This window comes from Enterococcus sp. DIV1208 (assembly GCF_050530455.1).
In the GTDB taxonomy this organism is placed as follows: domain Bacteria; phylum Bacillota; class Bacilli; order Lactobacillales; family Enterococcaceae; genus Enterococcus_B; species Enterococcus_B hirae.
Genome location: NZ_CP172887.1, coordinates 2531921 through 2554696, shown reverse-complemented (window position 1 = coordinate 2554696; position 22776 = coordinate 2531921). Strand labels below are relative to the sequence as shown.

The window sequence follows — 22776 nt, the reverse complement described above, 5'->3', positions numbered from 1 at the left end:
AGATGAAACAGATCGAAAAAGCATTGTTAGGGCTATTGATCAACTATCAAAAAAAATATATCACTAGTCATGAGCTTGCTTCTGAATTGTCTTTATCTGATCGAACAATCCGTAAATACATGGTTGATGTCAAAGAGAAAATTGAAAAAAACGGAGCAAAAATTATTGCCAAACAAGGACAAGGATATCAGTTGGCGATCTTAAAGCCTTTGGCATTTGCATTTTTTTTAAAACATCAAAATATCGCAGCTGATCAAGGCATGTCTGAAATGGAATTTTTTGAAACTGAAGATCGTCAAAAATATCTGTTAAATAAGTTATTGCTAGAAGATGAAGCCATTTTTATGGATGAATTAGAGTCGGAACTCTTTATCAGCCGTTCTAGTTTATCCAATGATCTAAATGAGATAAAGGCAAAAATTGAGCCCTATGCGTTAAAAATTTGTTCTAAACCACGACAAGGAATGTGGATCGAAGGATCAGAGCAAAACAAGCGCCATTTTATTATGGACACGTTTTTTGGTGATCAAGCAGCTAATTCTTTAAAAGATTATTTAGTGAACAGTCACTTTTTCAATGAATTCAATTTTGAAGAGGTTTTAATCATTATTTTAGATGAGATCCGAGAAGCAAATTTAAAAGTTTCTGATTTTATCATGCAAAATCTAGCATTACACCTAGCATTGACGATCAAGCGAATCAACGAAGGATTCCCCATTGAAGCTTTAGATTTTAGTGAAGAGTTAGTGGATCGCCGTGAATATCAAGTAGCAAAAAAGATCGTTCAACGAATGAATCGTGTGACAAAAGTACCTTTTCCAGAAGCGGAAATTCATTATCTGACATTGCATTTGGTTGCTAAGTCTAATCCCATCGAAAAAATAAATGATGAGCTGCTTTACGAGGAATTAGCAAGAGTGATTGAGCAGCTTGCCGACTTTTTTGGCGATTCACTGATTGAGGATCAACAATTAAAAAATGGTCTGCTTAATCATTTGACGCCAATGGTGGTTCGTCTACGGCAAGGGATTACTTTAGAGAATCCGTTGACTGAGGATATAAAAAAAGAAAATATGGTCGCCTTTGAACAGACGAAAAGAATATTTAGTCAAATGCCTATGTTACGACAATTCACGATCAATGAAGATGAATGGGCGTATCTTACCTTACACATCATGGCAGCTTTAGAAAAAGTCAGAACAGCGAAAAAAATACGGGTATTGATCATTTGTGCAACTGGTTATGGAAGTGCGCAATTGTTGAAGAATCGTGTGCTTGCTGAGTTTGGCGAAATGCTCTTAGTGACCAATGTCAAAGGTTATTACGAGATCAATGAAATGACTTTGATGGGCGTAGATATGATTATTTCATCAATCGATTTATCAACGATGATTTTTAAGATCCCCGTATTACATGTGAGTGTCTTTTTGAATCCACTAGATAGCCAAAAAATTCGACAGACGATTGCGGACTTACAACCTTGTCCGTCAAAAAGAATAAAAACTATTTGCACAGATTCTCCGAAAAAAAGACAGGATTATCATGGCCAGCTTTCTGAAAGATGGTACAAAGTCTATTCTGAAAGACCAACTAAAGAGACGGTGATTTTAGACCTACTCTCGCTTTTAGAAAAAGACGAAGTAAAAGATTATACCCTTGAAATGATGGCACAAATCAGCAAGCGAGAGAAAATGGGACAGATTGTCTTCAGTGAAACCGTTACAGTCCCACATCCAGCTATTCCAGTAGGGGTCACGACAAAAATTGCAGTCGCAGTGATTCCGGAGGGGATGTTTTGGGATGATTACCAACAGATCAAATTTGTTTTTCTCGTGTCACCATCTTTTATTGAAAACGAAGAAATTACTATAGTGACAAAAGCAATTGTGCAATTAATTGATCGCACAGATTTGCAACAACAAATTTTAATTGAACCAACGTTTGAAAATTTTAGCAATCATTTTGACGAGGTGATTGAATAAGGAGGAATACGTGTGACTGGAAATATGACGAGTGAAGAATTACAAGTCATCGCTTTTGATATTATTTTGCATAGTGGAAATGCCCGAACATTGATTCATGAAGCCTTCAAACTTCTACGGCAAGGAGAAAAAGCGGAAGCAAGTCAACAATTAGATAAAGCAAATGAAGCTATTTTAGAAGCGCATAAAGCCCAGACAAACTTGCTAAAAGAATATGCAAGTGGGCAAAAAATCGAGATGGAGATCATCATGGTCCATGCCCAAGATCATTTAATGACAACAATGACCCTTTTAGAAGTCGCAAATGAAATGAGTTATTTGTATCAACAAAAAGCTTGAAAGAGGAGATTAAGGTGGATGAAACTAAGAAGCAACAATTAGCTTTAGAAAAGAAACAATTTAGTTTGAAAATCATGTACTTCAATCGTTATCTTGTGATTCGTTATTTGACAGCCTTTTTCTTTTTCATCAATCTTAATTGGCTAGTACTACTATTAATCGCAAGAAGCAGTGCCTGGCTACTGCCGCTTAGCTTGCTGGCTTTGATCGTTCCTGCTATCGGTGAACAAGTCATACTTTATCGTACGCACACGAACCGAGCACCTTGGACGAGCAATTATTTTAAGATTCAAGGAATGATGAACGTAGGAATCAGTGGCTTACTACTTACCCCATGGTATCGCTCATTTTTTCCATTTATATCTAATGATCATAGCACCAAGCTATTTTTACTCGCATTATTTGTAAGCGGTATCTTTGTTTGTGGCTTTTGCTGGTTCCGCTTAGAAAAAATTGAACGTAATCAAGACCGTCAATATCAACGTGTTAAACAATATGAAAAGATTTCACAATTAGGGAAGGGGAGTAACTAATGTTTAAATTTTTGGAAAAGTATTTGATGGGACCGATGGGAAAAATTGCACAAATGAAAATCGTTCGGGCGGTAATGGCAGCAGGGATGGCTTCGATTCCATTTACGATTGTCGGGTCGATGTTTTTGGTTTTGAATATCTTACCTTTACCATTTCCATTTCTTGAAGGGTTTTTCAACGCTACATTTTTTAAAGTCAGTGATTTGTACATGATCATCAACACGATGACCATGGGGATTTTATCCATTTATTTTGCTATTGTTTTTGCTTATGAACTGACTTCAATCGAACGAGATGAACAAGGGTTGAATGTCAATCCTTTAACTGGTTCGCTGCTTGCGGTATTTGCTTTCTTCATGTGTATTCCGGAATTAGTGTTATCCGATGGGAAAGTAAGCTTGATCGCTAGTATCTCAGATACGGAAACTGTTGTGAACGGGATTCGGATGGGCTCATTTGTCGAGCGGCTAGGCACTTCCGGTATCTTTACAGCAATCATCATGTCATATATAGCTGTTGAATTATATTGCATCTGTGTCAAACGGAATTGGGTCATCAAGATGCCTGATGTAGTACCTCCAGGTGTTTCTCGTTCCTTTACAGCTTTGATCCCTACATTTGTGATTGGCTTCGTCGTGATGCTTGTTAATGGTCTGTTGGTTGTATTAGGAACAGATATCTTCAAAATGATTGCGATCCCATTCGGGTTTGTTACTCAATTAACGAACACATGGTTAGGGATCATGGTGATCTATTTCTTGATCCATGCACTATGGATCGTGGGTATCCACGGCGCCAATATCATTACTTCTTTCTTGACACCGATCGTATTAGCGAACATGGCAGCAAATGCACAGGGAGCGAATTTCCCGCTTGCTGGCGAATTTAATAATTCCTATGTAACAGTAGGAGGATCAGGGGCCACATTAGGATTGATCTTCTTCATTGCCTTTTTGGCTAAATCCGATCAATTAAAAGTACTAGGGAAAGCTTCACTAGTTCCAGGTATCTTTAATATCAATGAGCCAATTATTTTTGGGATGCCAATTGTTTATAATCCGTATCTGGCTGTTCCATTTTTCCTAGCACCGATGGCATCGGCTTCACTAGCTTATTTTGCCATTCGCTTCGAGATCGTTAAGCCAATGCTGGCGCAAATGCCTTGGCCTTCGCCAGTTGGTGTGGGCGCATTTGTCGGTAGTGGGGGAGACTGGAAGGCGGCTGTTTTAGCAGTATTATGTGCAATTTTAGCGTTCTTCATTTGGTTACCATTCATCAAATACTATGACAATAAACTATTGACTGAAGAAAGAGAAAAAGCAGCCGAATTAGCTGCGGAATAAAGCCATGTGATTTGCTTCAATTAATTCAATAAAAACAAAGATAGAAAACTACGATAAATGTGAAGCGACCTTCAAAAAATCTAATTTTTGGAGGTCGCTTCAATACGTTTCGCATCTCGTATTTTTTATTGTAAATAAGTGGTATTCATTGAAATACTCAGTCTTCAATCAGTTCTTTGACGACTTCATAATCGCCTTTATAAGGAACATCTATCCCATTGATTTTTTGATAAGGATCGACTCCTTTTCCAGCGACTACAACGGAATCTTCAGGATTGCTGATCGCTAATGCTTGTCTGATCGCTTCTGGACGATCCATTTCATAGTGAACCTCAAGCTCAGCATTAGTGATAGCTGCATTGATTTCTTCAGCGATTTTTTGTGGATCTTCAAACGCTGGATCATCCGCTGTTAAAAAGACGACGTCAGCCGTTTCTGATAATACTTTTCCGAAATCCTGACGGCGAGAAACTGCTTTGTTTCCGGGGCTACCTAGAACAACGATGACCCGACCCTTCGGATGTTCTTTTTTGGCAAATTCTAATAATGTTTTTAAACTGAGATAATTATGTGCATAATCGACATAAACATGACTGCCATTTTTTTGGATCAACTGATCCATCCGTCCAGGCACACGTGCTGCTTTGAGTCCTTTTTGGGCATCCTCGATGGAAGCGCCAGTCAACGCAGCCGCAATGATAGCACTTGCTGCATTTTCTTGGTTGAAATCACCGGCTAATTGGATCTCATAGTCTGCTTCGATATCAAGTTTTCCGTTGTGTTTGATCAAGTGAAAGGCATGGTTCCCTGAAGTTAAACTTTTTACTTCATAATCAGATTCGGCAGAACGTCCATAAGTGATGTAAGGGACGTTTGCTAACTCAGCCGTTTCCTGTAAAAGATCGAAATGATCACTTTCATGATCTAAAATCACAGTTTTAGAATTTAAAATCAGTTGACGTTTGCAATAGAAATAATCATCAAAAGTTGGATGTTCAATGGGGCTGATATGATCAGGAGAGATGTTCAGGAAGATTCCTACATCTAGCGTTAAACCATATACCCGTTGTGTTTTGTAAGCCTGTGAGGAAACTTCCATCACTAAGTGTGTCATACCGTTTTTTACCGCTTCCGCCATCATGCGATACAAGTCTAACGATTCAGGCGTTGTTAAATGGGATTTAAAAAAAGTTTGTCCATCTAAAGTCGTGTTCATTGTTGAAAGCAACGCTGTTTTGTTGTTTGTCGCATGATCTAAAATGGCTTTGGTAAAATAGGCTGCTGTCGTTTTTCCCTTAGTTCCAGTGTAGCCGATCACTTGCAATTGTTTTTGGGGATACTGATAAAAAGCCATGGAAAGGATCGCCATCGCTTTGCGAATATCAGTCACGATGATACCAGTTGCTGTATTTTCGTAAGGCTGTTCAGCGACGTAGTAGCTCAAACCATTCGAGATCGCACTTGTTAAATACTCTTCTTTGAAATTCAGACCTTTACAAAAAAACAACGTCTCATGATCTACTTGGCGTGAGTCATAACTTAACTTTTTGAATACAAATTGCTCAGGAGCATCTAAATGCCAACCTTGAACAGAAACAAATTCTTTTAATAAATTTTCTTTGATCAATAATTTACGGATATCTTCTAAAGAGAAGCTCATTGAATCATCCCTCACTTTATTATTCATTGGGTTCTGATTTATTATAGCATACTTCAAAAGAGTTGCTAAAAAGGGAATCAGCTATCTCAAAAGAGAATAGGAAAGAGAAAAAAACTCAAAACGACCGAACGTGTTGAGCTTTTTCTCTTTTTTATATAAAAATTGCTTGTTACTTGTCTAGCATTACTGACCTATCCGAAACGAATGCATAACACATTGTTCCAACAGAACAGTTCTTGATTTTTTTGCACGTAATTCTTGAATCAACAGTGAGAGCATCACGCCTCTAGATCATTTGTGATCGGATAGATCCGTCCCAATAGCTTTAAGAATAGTGAACTTAAAACGATAGAAAATAAGACATAGAGGGTTTCCCGTAATCCAAACACAAGATAATTCAACCAAACAATGATTAGATTCGTTAAGAGTAATCCTTTAGAAACCGGGATACGGAAGAACTTTTGGAGGATGATTGGTGGGATTGTCACGCCACCGTTTGATGCACCAACTGTATAAAGCGTATAGACACCCGTACTAAAAAGTAGACTTCCCATGATCAACGAAAGAAGATGAGAATAAAAAATCGGTGTTTTAGGAATCACATCTAACACAAGTGGAAAGAGCAAACTACCAAATACTGCTTTAATGAAGATCATTTTTCCTAATAAGAGTATAGCTAATAGCAGCATGATGACATTCACTGACCAAACCGTGATGGATCGTGGAATCAAAAAGGCAGTCTCAACTAAATGTCCGATCGCTCCGACTCCTGCTGAAGCAATGTCATGTGGCAGTAAAAACCAATTCAAACCAATGGCAATAAAAACGACACCTAGTAAAATGATCGGTGTTTTTTTCAATTCTTTCAGCATAAGCGCATCCTCCGTTCGCTAATTATAGAACTAGTATAGCATAAGAAAAAAACAACTCGTTAGTAATTATAAATGTTAAATAATAACGAACATTATTGAGGAGGAACTTTATGATAGCTAGAAAGAAAACGTTATCTTAAAAATGTTGAATTTACAGAAAAATCACACAAAAAAGATTGCCAGTTTCCCTTTTTACTATTAAACTGTTAGTAATGTTTTGAAGAAAGTTGGAATCTGATCGATGACTAATCAACGAAAACCAGCAATGGAAAATTTAACACCTCAAGAAAAAATGGCTCGTGGCTCTGCTTGGATGACAGCTAGTAATATCATTTCCCGGTTACTCGGTGCGATCTACATTATCCCTTGGTACGCTTGGATGGGGGAGAATGCGAAAGCTGCTAATGGATTATTCAATATGGGCTACAATATTTATGCTTTGTTCCTACTGATTTCGACAGCTGGGATTCCGGCGGCGATCGCCAAGCAAACCGCTCGCTACAATTCATTAAATGAATATGGGACTTCTCGGCGTTTATTTATTCGAGCATTACAGATGATGGGTGTACTAGGACTCTTATTTTCATTATTTATGTATGTGGCTTCGCCTTGGCTCGCACATGCTTCTGGTGGCGGAGCAGAATTGATTCCAACGATGCGATCACTCAGTATCGCGGTACTTGTTTTTCCTTGTATGAGTGTTATACGAGGGTATTTCCAAGGAAACCAAGAAATGATGCCGTATGCACTTTCCCAAATCGTGGAACAAGTCGCACGGATCTTTTACATGTTGCTTGCGACCTTTATTATTATGAAAGTCATGAAAGGCGATTATGTCACAGCAGTTACTCAGTCGACTTTTGCTGCATTTATCGGAATGTTAGCAAGTATTTTGGTTTTGTTGTATTTTTTGAAAAAACAACAGGCGTATTCAGCGGCACGTGTCCAGTATAGTCATAACCAAGTCAACGTAGCGACAAAAGAATTGTTACTAGATACGATCAAAGAAGCGATTCCGTTTATTATTGTTGGGTCAGGAGTGACGATCTTTAAATTAGTAGATCAGTTTACCTTTATTAAAATCATGTCAGCAACGACTGAATATTCCAAAGATCAGTTATTGGATCTCTTTTCAATTTTCAGTGCAAACCCAGATAAATTGACGATGGTCGTGATTGCGCTTGCTACTTCCATCGCTTCTACTGGGTTGCCGTTGATCACCGAAGCAGTGACGATCAAAGATCACCGTGGTTTAGCGAAACTGACAAGTGGCAATTTACAATTGTTTTCGTTCTTTATGTTTCCTGCTACCTTTGGCGTGATCTTGCTAGCCTATCCTTTAAATACGTTGTTTTATGCACCTGATAAACTAGGAAGTCACGTGTTGATCCAAGCCAGTTTTGTGGGGCTGTTCCTTGGTCTATATATGTTAGTTTCCAATATGCTTCAAGGGATGTTTGAAAATGCCGCAGCGATCCGTTATCTTGCAATCGGTTTTGTCGTGAAGGTGATCTTGCAATATCCAGCGATCAGTCTGTTTGAAGTCTATGGTCCATTATTTGCGACGATGATCGGTTTTGCTGTTTCTTGCACGTTGATTTTAAAAAAGATGCGTCAAGTGGCACGTTTCAAACCAAGTTTTGTTTGGCGGAGAACACTATTGATTTTTATTTTGACACTGATCATGCTGGCAGCAGCTGGGGTCACGAAATCTGTTTTCGGTTTATTCCTCAATCAAGATAGTAAAATTCAGTCATTGTTCTTGATTTTATTTGTAGCTGGTGTTGGCGGTACGGTGTACGCATACTTAGCGTTAAAAATTCGATTAGCTGAACGTCTTTTAGGACCAAGTATGGTTCGATTACGCCATCGATTAAGAATCAAGTAGTAAATAAAATTTGAAAAAAGAAGTTAGGAATAATGTTCCCTATTATCCCTTAACTTCTTTTTTCAATCAAATGGAGGAAAAGCATGCGATTAGACAAATTTTTAGCGGATGTCGGATTAGGCAGTCGCAAAGAAGTCAAGGCACTGATCAAAAAAGGGCACATCAAAGTGAACGATCAAACCATTAAAAGTGACAAATTCCAAGTAGATGAATGGAAGGATCAAGTGACTTATGAAGGCGAACAGTTCATTTACCAAAAAGATTTTTATTATATCCTCAATAAACCAGCTGGAGTAATTTCAGCCACTCAAGACAACTACGATCAAACAGTGCTTGATCTATTCGATGATACTTCTTATCGGGAAGACCTTTTTCCAGTCGGGCGTTTAGATAAAGATACAGAAGGCTTATTGGTTGTGACAAATGATGGCGGCTTGGCGCACCGTTTACTTTCCCCAAAAAAACACGTCGAAAAAGAGTACTTCGCTGAAGTTAACGGTATCATGACCGAAGCTGATGTACAGGCATTTAGTCAAGGATTGACGATTGATGGTGGCGAAGAAACCAGACCTGCTCAGTTATCGATTGTTTCAGTCAATTCGGAAGATGAAACATCAGTGATTCACTTGATCCTACATGAAGGAAAATTCCATCAAGTCAAACGGATGGTCAAAGCCGTAGGAAAAGAAGTCACTTATCTTAAAAGAATCCGAATGGGGAACTTCCTGCTCCCAGAAGACTTAGCACTCGGCGAGTATCGACCAATGACAGCTGAAGAAGTCAAGCAGTTAGAGGGAAAGGAAATGTAATCAAACAAAATACAATGAAGAAACAAAAGCCAGCTAGCCTGTTTTTAGGCTCATTGTCAAATGATAAAATGATAGTTAGGGTATCTTTGATAAGCTAAGTAAAAGACATCTTGAAACCTCCTATGAATTAGTTCGCGAAATTAATTCTAAAGGAGTTCAAGGTGTCTTTTCTATATTTTTCCATCATATAAAAGATGTTGGCGATCTGCACTTTCATTAAAAAGTATAGAACCAATAAAGTTAATAGCTTTTGTATTAGTTTTTTTATTATTATTTAATGTTATTGAATCGATGGATTAAGAGAGAAATTTGATTATTGTACTAGTAAAATAGAATTTTAACGGCTGTTCTTTTTGGAATAAAAAATCTTATTTTTTATAAAAATGTTGAAATAAAAATTCGTAGGATGTATGATTAGCTATGTAATTATGATTCTATGTTTAATTGGTCGTCTAGTATTTGTGATTAGAATTATAATTTTTTTTTACCGCTAAAAGAAAGGGGTTACAAAAGTGATCATGTGGGGAGGAGCTACTGCGGCAAGTCAATATGAAGGAGGTTTTGACAAAAAAAAAGGAATCGATACTCAAGATTGTAGACCATATTTGCCAAGAAATAGTAATGCAACTATGCAGACGAGATTATTAACCAAACAAGTGATTCAAGAATCGAAAGATGAAGAAAGTAAGCTGTATTATCCATTTAGAGTTGGAACGAAAGGTTATGAGTATGTAGAAGAAGATTTAAACTTATTGAAAGAATTAGGTATTCAAATTTATCGTTTTTCATTAAGTTGGGCAAGGCTATTTCCAAAAGGAATTGAAGAAAAACCAGATATGGAGGGCGTTCAGTACTACGATCAGATTTTTGAATTTTGTAAACAGAACAATATTAAAATTTTTCTAACAATGAATCATTATGCTGTACCTTTGTATCTGGTCGAAAATTATGGTGGATGGACGAATAGAAATATGATTCGCTACTATTTGAATTTTGCGAATTTTGTATTTGAGCGTTGGGGGAGTTATGTTGATTATTGGTTACCTTTTAATGAGATAAATGCTGGTTACTTTAGCCCATATAATGGAACCGGTTTAATTAAGCCGGAAAGTGAAGGCTATGATATGCAAAAAGTTTTTGAATCTTTGCATCATCAGTTTGTTGCGAATGCGAAAACGATCCAGTTAGCAAAAAAATTGAAGGTATCTGGGGAGTTTGGTGCAATGATTTCATGTTTTTGTTATTACCCATTTACGCCAAAACCAGAAGATAATTTCAAATTAGTGAAGGAAGAACAAGTTAATCAATGGTTTTGTAGTGATGTGCTAATGAAAGGGAAATATCCTTATTACATGGACGATTTTTTTGAAAAAAATAAGGTTAACTTGAATATAACTAAAGACGATAAAAAAGTATTGAGTGAATTTCCTTGTGAGTTTATTTCATTTTCTTATTATTCTTCAAGTGTTGTCACTACAGAAGAAGTGGAGAAAACTGCTGGTAATTTAGTTATTACAACTAAAAATCCTTATCTTCAAGCTAGTGAGTGGGGATGGCAGATTGATGCAATAGGGTTACGTACAACCTTGAATAAAGTTTATGATCGCTATAATTGTCCTGTCATTATTGCTGAAAATGGTTTTGGCGCGAAGGATGTATTGGAAAAAGAACAAGTTCATGATTTATATCGAATCAATTATTTTGATTCTCATTTTAACGAGATCATTAAGGCAGAAAAAGAAGACAAAGTGGATATTCGTGCATATATTGCTTGGGGCATCATTGATATTGTTTCTGCTGGTAGTTGTGAAATGGATAAGCGGTATGGGGTAATTTATGTTGATGGGGATAATGAAGGAAACGGAACATACCGTCGATACAAGAAAGACAGTTTTTATTGGTATCAAGATTTTATAAAGAAACAAACAAATAAAATTTAAGTTGGAGGTAATTGTTATGAAACACGTTTTATTTATTTGCTCTGGTGGAATGTCTAGTGCGATTGTAGAAAAAGCTTTAGAAAAGGAAGCAGAAAAAAATAATGTTGAATTAGAAAGTTCCGCAGTTGGAAGTGGCGAAGCAGAGCATGCAATGAAATCAAAGAAATGGGACATCATTTTAGTTGCCCCGCAAGTGAAACACCGATTTAAATTATTTAAAGAGGTAGCAGATGAAATGAATTTGCCAATTGAATTGATTCAACCTAGAGATTATAGTCCACTGGGAGGAAAACATTTATTAGCTTTAATTGAACAAAACTAATTAAAAGAAAGGTTGTAGACAGAATATGAACCGTTTTTTTGAAGTTTTAGAGGAAAAAGTGGCATTGCCTATGTCAAAAATTTCAGAGCAACGTCATTTACGAGCTTTGCGGGATGGCGTTGTCTCGGCGATACCATTCATTATCGTAGGAAGTTTCTTTTTAATTATTGCTTTTCCGCCAGTTCCAGAAACCTGGGGAATTCATCAATGGGCAGCCGAACACATTAGTGAAATATTAATTCCTTATCGAATGACTTTTTGGATTATGTCTTTATATATCTGTTTTGGTATAGGTTATAATTTGGCTAAAAGTTATGACTTGGATCCATTGACAGGGGGGCAATTATCAGTAGCTGCTTTTTTATTAAGCATTATGCCAGTTCAATTTGATGAAGGGCTAATGTTACCCATGGAATCTTTAGGTTCAGTTGGAATTTTTCCATGTATGATTTTAGCAATTTTTGCAGTGGAAGTTTTACGTTTTTGTAAAGAAAAAAATGTGATGTTTAAGATGCCTGAACAAGTGCCTAGTTCGGTGGCGCATTCTTTTGAAGCAGTTATTCCAGCTGCCATTGTAATTGCTGTCATTGGTACAATTAATGTAGTGTTTAAAATCAACTTGGAACAAGTAATACAAGTTTTATTTTCTCCTTTAGTTAAAGCAGGGGATACCTTTTTAGGTGTGTTAGTTCCAGTCTTGTTAGTAACATTTTTGTGGCTGTTTGGGATTCATGGAGATTCAATCGTTGGTTCTGTGGCGCGTCCAATTTGGTTACAATATTTTACTGAAAATGCTGAAAAAGTGGCGAACCATCAGACACCTACACATATTGCTCCAGAAACATTTTTTCAATGGTTTATTTGGATTGGTGGATCGGGAGCTACTTTAGGATTGATTATTTGCGCTATTATATTTGGCCGTGCCAAATATACGAAGTCAATTAGTCGAGCATGCTTGATCCCAAGTATTTTTAATATCAATGAACCAGTTATATTTGGATTCCCGATCATGCTTAATCCACTATTCTTTATTCCGTTTGTTTTATCACCAGTAATTATGACTATTGTAACGTGGTTTGCGTTTAAATTAGAATTTATTCATTTGATGTACGTACAACCACCATGGACATTACCTGCACCAATTGGCGCTTTTTTAGCAACTGGCGGAGATTGGCGTGCGATTGTGTTAGTGATTATAAATATTTTGATATCAACTTTTATTTATTATCCGTTCTTTAAAATTTATGACAAAAAACAATTACAACTTGAGTTGGAAGAAGAATGAGAGATAAATCCCGTTTTTTAAATGCTTTTGTTTATGTTTTGTGTTTATTAATCATAAACATCATTCTTATTTATTTTAGTACTATTTATAATTCAAAAAAACTTTTATTTTGGGGAAATATTTTAGCAATAAGCTTTGTATTTCCAATGATCATTTTATACTTTGAAAAAAAAGAACCGTTTAAATGGAAGCGGTATATTTATTTTACTTTTCTTACATTTGTAGTAATGTTTATGATTTGTAATCTATTTATTTATCGTCTTTATTAACAGAATTAAATATTAATGGATGTGAAAAATATGGAAGAATTAGAAACAATCATTTTTGATTTGATTGTTCATAGTGGGAATGCACGCGGATCGTTATTTGAAGCGTTAGAATGTGCAGAGAATAAAAAATATGACGAAATAGATAATTTGTTAAACAAGGCAAAAGAGGAGATGAATATAGCACATAATATTCAAACTCAATTGATTCAAGATAATCTGGCGGGTAAAGGCGAAATTAGTTTACTATTGATTCATGCCCAAGATCAATTAATGACGGTTATGAGTGAACAAGCATTGATTGAGCGATTAATCAAAATGCAAAAGCAAATTAATGAAAATAATTAATACGTTAAAAGAGGGCTTAGTTATAAAGTCCTCTTTTTATGAGGAGTGTAGGTATGGAATATCTCATTGGGGTAGATGCTGGCGGAACAAAAACAAAATTTAGTATGTACGATGTAAATGGTGTTTTGGTTAAAGATTTTAACTTGGATGCAGCAAATATTGTTGTCCAAAAAGAGTATGCGTGGTCGATTATTCAACAAGGGTTAAATTTTTTATTAACTAAATATCATAATGAAGTTAAAATGATTCTTGTGGGGATTGCAGGAATAGAAACAAGTGGGCTTCAAAATGATATTGAAAACAAATTAAAAGCATTATATAACTGTCCATTCATTGTAATGAGTGATGCGAAATTGGCACTAATTAATAAACTAAAAGGAAATGATGGCGGACTGATCATTTCAGGAACGGGATCAGTTGGCTATGGTTTGCAGCATGCTACTTTTTATCGAGTAGGTGGGTGGGGGCATCTTTTAGGAGATGAGGGAAGTGCTTATTCTATTGGTTTGGCTTGTTACAAACAATTAGTAAATGAATTAGATGCTGGATTGGAACTAACTGATTTTTCTTTAGAATTTTTGGAATATATTGGTGAAAAAGATTCAATGAAAGCTATTAGTCGATTTTATGAAAAAAGCAAAAAAGAAATTGCAGACGCAGCCTTGTTTGTTGCCATGTATGCGAAAGATGGGGATGTAAAATCCAAAATTTTGACAGATTCTATAGAAGCATTAAATTTATTGTTAGATAGTTTGATTCATAAAATGAAAGCGAAACAAGAAAATATGGAAATTGCTTTTGCCGGTTCTGTGTTAGAAAAAAATGAATTCATTAGAGAATCATTGATAGGAAGACTAGCACAAAAAAATATTAGAGTGTTGCCTATATCCCAAGATTTTAATACGAAGGCTGTGTATTATTACTATAGAAGAAACAAAGGAGAAAAAAATGAGTCTTATAAAAAACATTGAGAATGTTCAAAATGAGTTGTCCATGACTGAAGAGAAATTAGCTAGTTACATATTAGCTAATCTTGGTGATATTCCACACATGACTGCTCAAAAATTAGCAGATCTATCAGAAACAAGCCCAGCTACTGTTATTCGTTTTTCAAGAAAAATAGGTTATAAAAAATATTCTGATTTTAAATTAGCTGTTTCTCGTTCAATTGAAAAACAAGTTAGAAATGAATACAATTATATTTCGTTTGATGAATCATTTGAAGTTACTAAAAATAAAATATTAATTAATGACAAGTTGGTTGTGGATTCTATAGGGGAACTATTAGATGAAAAAACTATTAACAGAATTGTCAAAGAAATTTATGATGCAGACAAGATTTATGTATTTGGCGTAGGAACTTCTGGAATAGCTGCAGAAGATATACGACAAAAGTGGTTGAAAATTGGGAAAATGGTTATCTTTGAAAAAGACAAATCATTGATTTTGGAACAAATAAAAAATGATTTAGAGTATAACAAGATCGTTTTTTGGGGGATTTCTCATTCAGGGAAAAACAGAGAAGTCTTACAATTGATTAGAGAAGCCAGAAAGAATGATATAACAACAATTGGAATGACTCAGTTGGGTGGGTCAGATTTAGAGAAGGCAGTGCAATATGTGCTTCAAACTTCTCGTACAGACAATATAGAAAATGGCCATTATGGAAGTGGCGCTACGCATTCGTTATTACTACAACTGTTGACCATTGATATCGTCTATTTCTTCTATTTGAAATATTCTAGAAGTGTAAATACTATATGAAGATAATCAAAAGCTTCATATTTCAAAAAAACATAAGCAGTGCATTGTTTTCCTTCATTCGGTAGTTTAAAAAAGTACTTCCCATATGTTGGAGAATGTGGCTATTCTTCTGGCTTGTACTGAAGAACATCTTTATAAATCAAGCAAATATGTCCTTTATATTTTTCTTTGGTTAAACAATTTTTCTAGAAATGGATAGTTGGGTCTGGGGTATTTAGCTATCTTTGATAAACTTAGTATAAGACATCTTGAATCCTCTTATGAATTGGTTCGCGAAATTAATTCTAAAGGAGTTCAAGGTGTCTTTTCTATTTTTTGAATCTTAAAAAAGATGTTGCGAATTGCACGAATATCAAAAAGTATAGCCTATATTAATAATAGAGATACTTATAGAGAGAACAGTCAATAATTTTTTAAACAAGTGGTCGATAATTACTCTCTATTCATTAAGAATCATGTACTTAACAAAAAATGGTACCGTCATCATAGTCGATTTCCTAGTTAAGATCCAAAAAGGTATTGAATGTGATTAAACAAACGACCATAAAAACCATTATTCGATAAAAATGAAGAGAAATAAAATACCGCAGAAGACTTGATTAAATCAATTGAATAAGTATGTTTTATAGATTACTCCCTTTATTTAAATAGAATTTTCTATTGTGGTTTTTATTTTTAGTTTTTTTTTTTTGCTTAATATTTGAAAAACAAAACAAACAAAAAAACTGTTTATTTACTTTTTTTTGGGGGAAAAGAGGGCGTTCACCTAAGGTTTGTTTTGTATTTTTTCGATTGATTTGTAGAAAAAAACTTATAAAATCAACATGCGAGTGATTTTACAGGTGTCACAATTAAAGGTACCAACGGCACTGTTCAAGAAAATGATGGTAAAGGAAACCTTTCTACTATTGCTAACGATGTAGTTACTACCACTGCAAAGGATTTAACAATTAGTAACACAGCTACAACTATTATGGAAACTAAAGAAGGTAGTATGAAAGATGGAATATATGATTACTCTGTAGAGAACTTTAAAATTAATATTCCAAATGCCAGTGTAGTACCGGCTGGTAGCTATACAGGAACAATTGATTGGAACTTAACTATTGCTCCAAATCCTTAATTTAGCTTATTAGGAATAAAACGATATGGTTTTATTCCTAAGGAAACAAGGTTTTATACTAAAACCTTGTTTCTTTAGGATATAAGCCAATGAATAAGGAGAGGATAAATGAAGAAACAAGTAGCATGTTCAACTTCTCGTTTTATACGCTCTGGGACTATAGTTAGTGCTATTAATCAAATGATCGACCTTAGTTGGAAAGTGAGAAAAATACATTAAACACAAGTAATGAAAAGAGCAACTTTAATTGGGAAAATTTTTTAGGTATTTAAGTATATAGAAAAATAAATAGAAAGGATAGAGTAGATAGATGAAAAAAAGTAAGATTATTTTTTTCACGTTATTGGTTTGTGTAAGTAGTTGGCTAGGTATAAACGTAAAAGCAGATGAGACAGCGCAAGCAAATGGTGGATATACGATTGAAGGTGTTGCGAATGAACACCAAATCGATCCTAATGTTAGTTATTTCTATTTGAGAGAAGAACCTGGGGCAGTTGATCAATTAAAAGTGAAATTGATCAACCAATCGGATGCTGAAAAAACACTACATGTGAAAGTAACCAATGGAAATACGAATGCGAATGGTTTGATTGATTACACAGGAAAGTTAGCTGACCATAAGACGTTAAACACTCCTTTGACGTCTCTTTTGAAACCACAAGAAGAGGAAGTGAAGGTACCAGCTAATGGGGAAGCAATTGCGACATTAGATTTAAAAATGCCGGAAAAAGAACAAGAAGGGATCATTCTTGGTGGAATTGTAGTATCAGACTTAACTAATAAAGATACTTCAAATAAACAATTGTCAGTGGAAAATACTTATAGTTACACACTAGGTGTGGTATTAACCAACCAAGAAGCAGATCCGGTTATGAGTGTCAATGAGGGAGTGGATTTAACATTAGAAAACGTAGAGGCTAAATTAGTTGCAGGAAAAAAAGTGGTTCAAGCAGATATTGTGAATCCAAATCCTTATATTCTTGAAAAATCAACAGTAGAAGGAGAAATTCTTCAAGCAGAGGGCGAAAAAGTTGTACAAACACACAAAACAGAAAATGTTCGAATGGCTCCTTACTCTGTCTACCCTTTCCAATTTGATTGGAAAAAGGAAGAGCTCAAGCCTGGAGACTATATTTTTAAAGGTCGTGTGATTTCAGAGAAAAATACTTGGGAATTTACACAAAAATTTACTATTTCAGAGGAGCAAACAAAAATAATCAACAAGGAATCTACCTTTAAGGTTCAAATTCCGTCCTAGTTAATATGGAGTTTGTGGATCATGGTGATCACCTCATTGATTAGTACTTTATATATTTTATTTGTTAAAGGAGGAAAAGAATGAAAAAGAAATGTATATTGACTGGTTTAATGTGTAGCTTATTTCTCGGCTCAATGCTAATTCCTGGTACTTCAACAGGAGTAGAAGCAGAGGCACAAGAGCAAACAGAGACAGATCTTAAGATTACTTTATACAAAAAAATCATGCCAGATAAATTACCTGGAGAAACAGTGAGTGACGAAACAAATAATACAACGAATGATACAACAAATAATACAACCAATGATCCGAGTAATGATAGAAGCGAGAATACAGCAGATTCTTCACTCACTATAGCAGGCAAAGGCACTAGTTCACTCGACCAAGGAAAAGGAGAAAATCATTTTTTAAAAACATCATTTTTACCGGAAACTGGAGCCGTTAAAAATAATTGGTTGCTCTGCGGTGGTATAGGACTGATTGTGTCAATCTTCTTGTTTTATATTTGTAAACCAAAACGAAGAAAGGAGAAGGAAGAATAATGTATGTATTGCCTATTTGTTTGCTAATTATGGCTGTTGTCTTTTTAATGATTCAGATTCGTTATTTCTTGATTCATTATAAACAAGCAAGTGAAGTAGAACCATCTAAGTTAAATGTATATATATATATAAACTATTGTGGTTTGATCAGTTCATTGAGTGTAGCGGTTTTATCTATCATATATGTATTTATCCTTAATAACCAATTATAAGAAATAAGGGAGTCTGTATTACATGAAAGCAACAAAAGTTGTTGGACTATGTTCTGCAATTTTAGCTAGTAACCTATGTTTGATCACAACAAATGTGTGTGCACAAGCAACAAACCCATCGGATACTCAAGTAACTCAGAATTACTCAGAAGAAAAGGATTTAGTCCTAAATCCATTGGATCCACTGAAAACAGTTCAAAGTGAGGAAAATGGTCTGGAGGAAGACCAAGAAATATCCCCAGAAGGAGCATCTTCCCAAACTACTTCTGAAAATCTGACTGCTTCTTCTGAGAATGAAGAAACGGAGCAAAAGGAAGCAGAAACGATTGAGACAAGTGAAACAGAATCTAGCTCGTCTTCAGAAACGAGTGATACAACAGAGAAACAAGCAGAAGAAAAGGCGCAAACCGATTCTTCTAAAACTAAAGAAACGGGAAATGAAAAAGCAACAGCAACAGGAACAGCTGATCCAGAAATTGTATTAGCGGATTGGGATATTACAGTAACAGGGTCTACAGCTACAATTAATAAATATGTAGGACCAGTAAACATAACTAGAGCTAAGAGAGTAATTCCTACTTTGGAAGATCTACAAGCATTAGATCCAATGAAGTATGCTCAATGTACAGAGGTGTTTATTGAGAAGATTGCTATTAACAGAGCAGCAGCATTTACTGATAACAGTACTAATATCTTAAGAGTTAGTTCAAATGGTTCTAAAGTAAAATATGCAGGAGATTCAATGGAAAAGATCTGCAGTAACAGGAGATATCTTAAGGTTTTAGATTTAAATAATTTAGATGTATCGAATGTTACAAATATGAATAATGCTTTTTCAGACTTAAACTATATAAAAGAAATTGGAATATCGACTTGGGATACATCATCCGTAAAGGACATGTCTAACATGTTCGCTGGTTCGAGCTTAGAAGTTCTATATATTCCGAATCTCAGAACAAATGGAGCAAATACTACACATATGTTTTCTGGTACTACCTATGCAGGCGGCAGATTCTTGGTTGTTACAGATGATCCACATTTACTTAATGAGTATAAATTTACTCAAACGCCAGCGTTATTAAATATAAGTAGTGGCGACGGGCAATATCCTGATGGAACAACAGGAATTAAAAAATATTTCAATACAGTTGCAGTTGATTCTAAGCAAGGATCACTGGATGCGATAAATAGATGGATGCAAGAAAATCAACCCCTACGAGCTGGCTATGAATTTGCTGGCTGGGAAGTCAACTTCACTAACCCATGGACTATAGCCCCAGGAAAAGATTTATTTGCAATTACTAATTCGACCTATAAACCAACATGGAAAAAAGTAACAGAGCCGAATGTACCAGGGGAAAGTATCAAACCAAATCCTGATAGCAAAGAAAATTTAGCTTTAGCTTATCTTCCAAAGTCCTTTAATATACCTACCACGCAACTCCAAGAAAGTGGACAACAAAGTATTCCATTAGAAAATGGTTCCGGATTTCATATTGGAGTCAAGGATCAAAACTCTGGTTCAACTTGGCAGTTGAATGCGCAGTTAGTTTGGAATACACCAGGAATTGAAGGGAGTTATATTAAATCAAAAAATACCAATGGGCAAGTATATAAGAATAATAATGGCCAATCACCCGTACAAGAGCCAGATTTCACACCAATTTCAGAGGTTACTGGTACAGCCAACCTTCAGATTGGAACGGGTGCTGAAGTTTGCGTCATGCAAGTGAACCAAAACGTACCATCTGGTGTTTACGATTTTGCTTTAGGGGATGCCGAATTAGTGATCCCAGAAGTGGCACAGGTACAAGCGAATCAGTATGCAGGACAAGTTAATTGGAATTTAGTGAAAGCACCATAATTGTAATACCTACAAGCAAAGTAAGTAATTACTTTGCTTGTTTCATCTAGTAAGTGAGGTGATAGCTTATGGACAAATGGATGGATATAAAAGAAATTGAACAGTTAATTCTAGCACTAAGAAAACGAGAATATAACGACGAAAATAATAAAGAAGTAAAACAAAATATTACACTAGCATTGGAAAAAATTGATTCCTTAAAGCAAGAATGTCTACAGAAGATCCAATATTCGAAATCGAAAGGCATCGAAAGTATTTTATATCTTTTAAAAACAGAAGCCGAAATCATTAATGTTATTGGGGTGGTGACGTATAGTGATTTTTCCGATCAACAGACATTGGCTGCCTATTTAGAGCGAGAATCAGAATATACTTATAGAGAGTATATCGAGGATATTCAATATTATGCAAAAGATTTTCAAAATATAGGGATTTTACCACAATTTTATATTAAAACAGTTTCAAATACGGAAAATTGATTTCTTTTGGAGAAGAGAAAGGCAGTTTAATGCTATTCTTTGAGAAAAAAACTTATAATGAAAGTAGTGATTGGGGGCAGGATTGGTATGATCGAAAATTATATTGAGAAAGAAATTATGCGGCAGGTGAAATTAACAGAATACCTATACGAGTGTAAAAAATTAGTGATTTCAGATGTAGCAAAACGCTTGGATGTTAGTTTCAATACGATAAAAAGAGATTTTGATAGATTGGTCTTCCAGTTAGAAGATTACATTGTAAGCTACGAAATCACTAAAACACACATGACCGTCTGGTTTGATACCATCTATACAAGATATGATTTAATCAAACAAATTTATAGTTATTCGAAATTTTTAAATGTATGTCTACTTTATTTGACTGATGAAACTAATTATTTAACTATAGTAGAAAATGAATTTGTTTCAGTGACAAAGGCTTTTCAGCTAAAAAAAAATGTTGAACAATATTTTATAGAGATAGGTCTTTTAGATGAAAATAAAGCTTGGTTAAATGATGAAATAACCTTTAGACTAGTGACATTAACGGTATTGGCTAGAAAACCTCTTAATTGTCATACATTAGATAAAGAAAAAATGAAGCAATCACAAGAATTTGTAGAAAAGTTATTTTTTGATTTAGCGAATTGTTATGAGAAAAATGATCGTGAATACACGTTTTTGACGTTAGCTGTTTATCTAACCATCACAAGATACGAAGACCATCCAGTACAGAAAAGTTCAATAAAATACAAATTAGAAGAAAGCTTAACGTTTAAGAAAATTCAAACAAATGTAAAATTGTTTTTTAAAGAATATGATTTAGATAACAATGAATTGCTTTTTTTGACTACTATTTATAAAAACATCTCACTAAATTCTGATAGCTTTATGACAATTCAACTCAATTACCAGTATGAACGAGAACATGTCATTGAAAATATTCGTGAAGTCCAAAGTTTGGTCTTTCATTTTGAAGAGGAATTCAAAAATAACTTATTTTCACAAATTATTTTTGAACGTCCACTCATTACTTTTTGTTATTCCACTTGGAATAGCTTACAACATTTTTTGTTGTATCGTCATCATTATCTAAGTGAAGAACAATTGCAACTTTTACCAAGAATAAAAAAAATTTTTATTCAATGGAAAGAAGAGGTATGGCCAGAACCGCCTTTTATTTTTAGTGATGTAGCAATTGAGTGGTTCACTGCACAAGTGTCTTCGAGTCTTATTTTTAGAGAGAAACAAAAGAGAGTGTACTTTGTTGTGGCAGAAAGTGAAGAGGCACATATCATTTATCGGGAATTACTTATTCACTGGCTTAATCTGGATTACAATATGATCGATTCGTATCTATATTATTCTGTGGATCAATTACCAGAATATATAAAAAGAAATCCTCATATAATTATCTGTGATCGCTCGGTATTGGCCGAAACTGAATTAGATCTTCCCAATCTTTTTCCTATCTCCCGTTATTCCGTTGGAGAGGATTTAAAAGTAATATTGACAGAAAGTTTAAATCTAATCCGTTAAATTAATTTATGATTTCCCCACCATTGGTTTATAGAAACTGAGTACTAAGAAATCACACGGTCTTATATACTGCGAGTTGCTTCTACTTTTTAAATCTAATAATAGTAGCATTTATTTTATTCACAGGTATAATTGTACCGTTTACATTGGGGAATCTAATCATGGATTTATGGTATCTAGTCATAGGAGTTATGATATTTCCAACATTTTCTTTACTTGTTCGAATAGTAAGGGTCGTATGAATTTATTAAGAAAAGGTTGATGGATTTTATAAACAAAATGGTGTACGCAACAATGTCAAGGGTCAAAAACTTTTAAGTTTTTGACCCTTCTTATTTATATTACAGCCACATCACTTTAGTTTATATAAAGCAACATAGTTGCTGTTAACAAAAGAGTGAATAGAAG

General features: G+C 34.9%; 20 protein-coding genes and 1 pseudogene. 18 read left to right on the top strand and 3 right to left on the bottom strand.

Going from position 1 to position 22776, the window contains the following annotated elements; all coding sequences use genetic code 11:
* The first annotated feature begins 2 nt into the window (after positions 1–2).
* Genes IGK91_RS11810 through celB form a run of 4 tightly spaced genes read left to right on the top strand, consistent with a single transcriptional unit; the run spans position 3 to position 4197 of the window.
* Complete coding sequence (locus IGK91_RS11810) at positions 3–1982, top strand: BglG family transcription antiterminator (protein WP_113803821.1); 1980 nt, start codon at positions 3–5, stop codon at positions 1980–1982.
* Positions 1983–2006: 24 nt separating this feature from the next.
* Complete coding sequence (locus tag IGK91_RS11805; protein WP_014834421.1) at positions 2007–2321, top strand: PTS cellobiose transporter subunit IIA; 315 nt, start codon at positions 2007–2009, stop codon at positions 2319–2321.
* A 14-nt stretch (positions 2322–2335) separates the two neighbouring features.
* Complete coding sequence (locus tag IGK91_RS11800) at positions 2336–2854, top strand: hypothetical protein (RefSeq protein ID WP_081123520.1); 519 nt, start codon at positions 2336–2338, stop codon at positions 2852–2854.
* A complete protein-coding gene (gene celB, locus IGK91_RS11795) occupies positions 2854–4197 on the top strand; it encodes a PTS cellobiose transporter subunit IIC (protein ID WP_010721020.1) in 1344 nt (447 codons plus the stop codon). The genes IGK91_RS11800 and celB overlap by 1 nt, the downstream gene beginning before the upstream one ends.
* Positions 4198–4354: 157 nt before the next feature.
* On the opposite strand, the gene IGK91_RS11790 is transcribed toward celB, so the two are convergent.
* Together IGK91_RS11790 and IGK91_RS11785 are read right to left on the bottom strand one after the other, a co-directional pair.
* Complete coding sequence (locus IGK91_RS11790; RefSeq protein WP_034700494.1) at positions 4355–5857, bottom strand: UDP-N-acetylmuramoyl-L-alanyl-D-glutamate--L-lysine ligase; 1503 nt, start codon at positions 5855–5857, stop codon at positions 4355–4357.
* A gap of 278 nt (positions 5858–6135) precedes the next feature.
* Entirely contained in the window at positions 6136–6729 is a 594-nt protein-coding gene (locus tag IGK91_RS11785) for a YitT family protein (protein ID WP_010736976.1), read from the bottom strand.
* 241 nt (positions 6730–6970) lie between these two features.
* Here IGK91_RS11785 and IGK91_RS11780 point away from each other — a divergent pair, with 241 nt between their 5' ends.
* The 8 genes from IGK91_RS11780 (at position 6971) to IGK91_RS11745 (ending at position 15351) form a co-directional block, all read left to right on the top strand.
* Positions 6971–8617 (top strand): putative polysaccharide biosynthesis protein, encoded by a 1647-nt coding sequence (locus tag IGK91_RS11780; protein WP_113803820.1) that lies wholly within the window; start codon positions 6971–6973, stop codon positions 8615–8617.
* Between the two features lie 83 nt (positions 8618–8700).
* A complete protein-coding gene (locus IGK91_RS11775; RefSeq protein WP_010736978.1) occupies positions 8701–9426 on the top strand; it encodes a pseudouridine synthase in 726 nt (241 codons plus the stop codon).
* Positions 9427–9944: 518 nt separating this feature from the next.
* The gene (locus IGK91_RS11770) at positions 9945–11366 is read left to right on the top strand and encodes a glycoside hydrolase family 1 protein (protein WP_034686410.1); all 1422 of its coding nucleotides are present in this window, start codon (positions 9945–9947) and stop codon (positions 11364–11366) included.
* A gap of 16 nt (positions 11367–11382) precedes the next feature.
* Positions 11383–11688 (top strand): PTS sugar transporter subunit IIB, encoded by a 306-nt coding sequence (locus tag IGK91_RS11765; protein WP_010736980.1) that lies wholly within the window; start codon positions 11383–11385, stop codon positions 11686–11688.
* A 25-nt stretch (positions 11689–11713) separates the two neighbouring features.
* The gene (locus IGK91_RS11760) at positions 11714–12973 is read left to right on the top strand and encodes a PTS sugar transporter subunit IIC (RefSeq protein WP_010736981.1); all 1260 of its coding nucleotides are present in this window, start codon (positions 11714–11716) and stop codon (positions 12971–12973) included.
* A gap of 299 nt (positions 12974–13272) precedes the next feature.
* Positions 13273–13587, top strand: coding sequence for a PTS lactose/cellobiose transporter subunit IIA (locus IGK91_RS11755; protein WP_010736983.1), 315 nt, complete (start codon positions 13273–13275; stop codon positions 13585–13587).
* Positions 13588–13640: 53 nt separating this feature from the next.
* Positions 13641–14558, top strand: a complete 918-nt coding sequence (locus IGK91_RS11750) for an N-acetylglucosamine kinase (RefSeq protein ID WP_010736984.1) — start codon at positions 13641–13643, stop codon at positions 14556–14558.
* Positions 14536–15351 (top strand): MurR/RpiR family transcriptional regulator, encoded by an 816-nt coding sequence (locus tag IGK91_RS11745; RefSeq protein WP_010736985.1) that lies wholly within the window; start codon positions 14536–14538, stop codon positions 15349–15351. Before IGK91_RS11750 ends, IGK91_RS11745 begins: the two co-directional genes overlap by 23 nt.
* 104 nt (positions 15352–15455) lie before the next feature.
* Here IGK91_RS11745 and IGK91_RS11740 read toward each other — a convergent pair.
* Positions 15456–15598, bottom strand: a pseudogene (locus tag IGK91_RS11740) (ISL3 family transposase); the annotation flags it as partial.
* 747 nt (positions 15599–16345) lie between these two features.
* On the opposite strand from IGK91_RS11740, the gene IGK91_RS11735 reads away from it, so the two are divergent.
* The 6 genes from IGK91_RS11735 (at position 16346) to IGK91_RS11710 (ending at position 22368) form a co-directional block, all read left to right on the top strand.
* A complete protein-coding gene (locus IGK91_RS11735) occupies positions 16346–16474 on the top strand; it encodes a hypothetical protein (protein WP_014834422.1) in 129 nt (42 codons plus the stop codon).
* A gap of 310 nt (positions 16475–16784) precedes the next feature.
* Positions 16785–17732 (top strand): DUF916 and DUF3324 domain-containing protein, encoded by a 948-nt coding sequence (locus tag IGK91_RS11730; protein ID WP_010736986.1) that lies wholly within the window; start codon positions 16785–16787, stop codon positions 17730–17732.
* 80 nt (positions 17733–17812) lie between these two features.
* Positions 17813–18274: an LPXTG cell wall anchor domain-containing protein gene (locus IGK91_RS11725; RefSeq protein ID WP_034867990.1), complete on the top strand. Its 462-nt coding sequence runs from the start codon at positions 17813–17815 to the stop codon at positions 18272–18274.
* Between the two features lie 234 nt (positions 18275–18508).
* Positions 18509–20350 carry a BspA family leucine-rich repeat surface protein gene (locus IGK91_RS11720; RefSeq protein ID WP_430605302.1) on the top strand — a complete coding sequence of 614 codons (1842 nt, stop codon included), beginning with the start codon at positions 18509–18511 and terminating at the stop codon, positions 20348–20350.
* A gap of 68 nt (positions 20351–20418) precedes the next feature.
* The gene (locus tag IGK91_RS11715; RefSeq protein WP_010736990.1) at positions 20419–20829 is read left to right on the top strand and encodes a hypothetical protein; all 411 of its coding nucleotides are present in this window, start codon (positions 20419–20421) and stop codon (positions 20827–20829) included.
* An 87-nt stretch (positions 20830–20916) separates the two neighbouring features.
* A complete protein-coding gene (locus IGK91_RS11710; protein ID WP_225428995.1) occupies positions 20917–22368 on the top strand; it encodes a DeoR family transcriptional regulator in 1452 nt (483 codons plus the stop codon).
* Positions 22369–22776 lie beyond the last annotated feature (408 nt).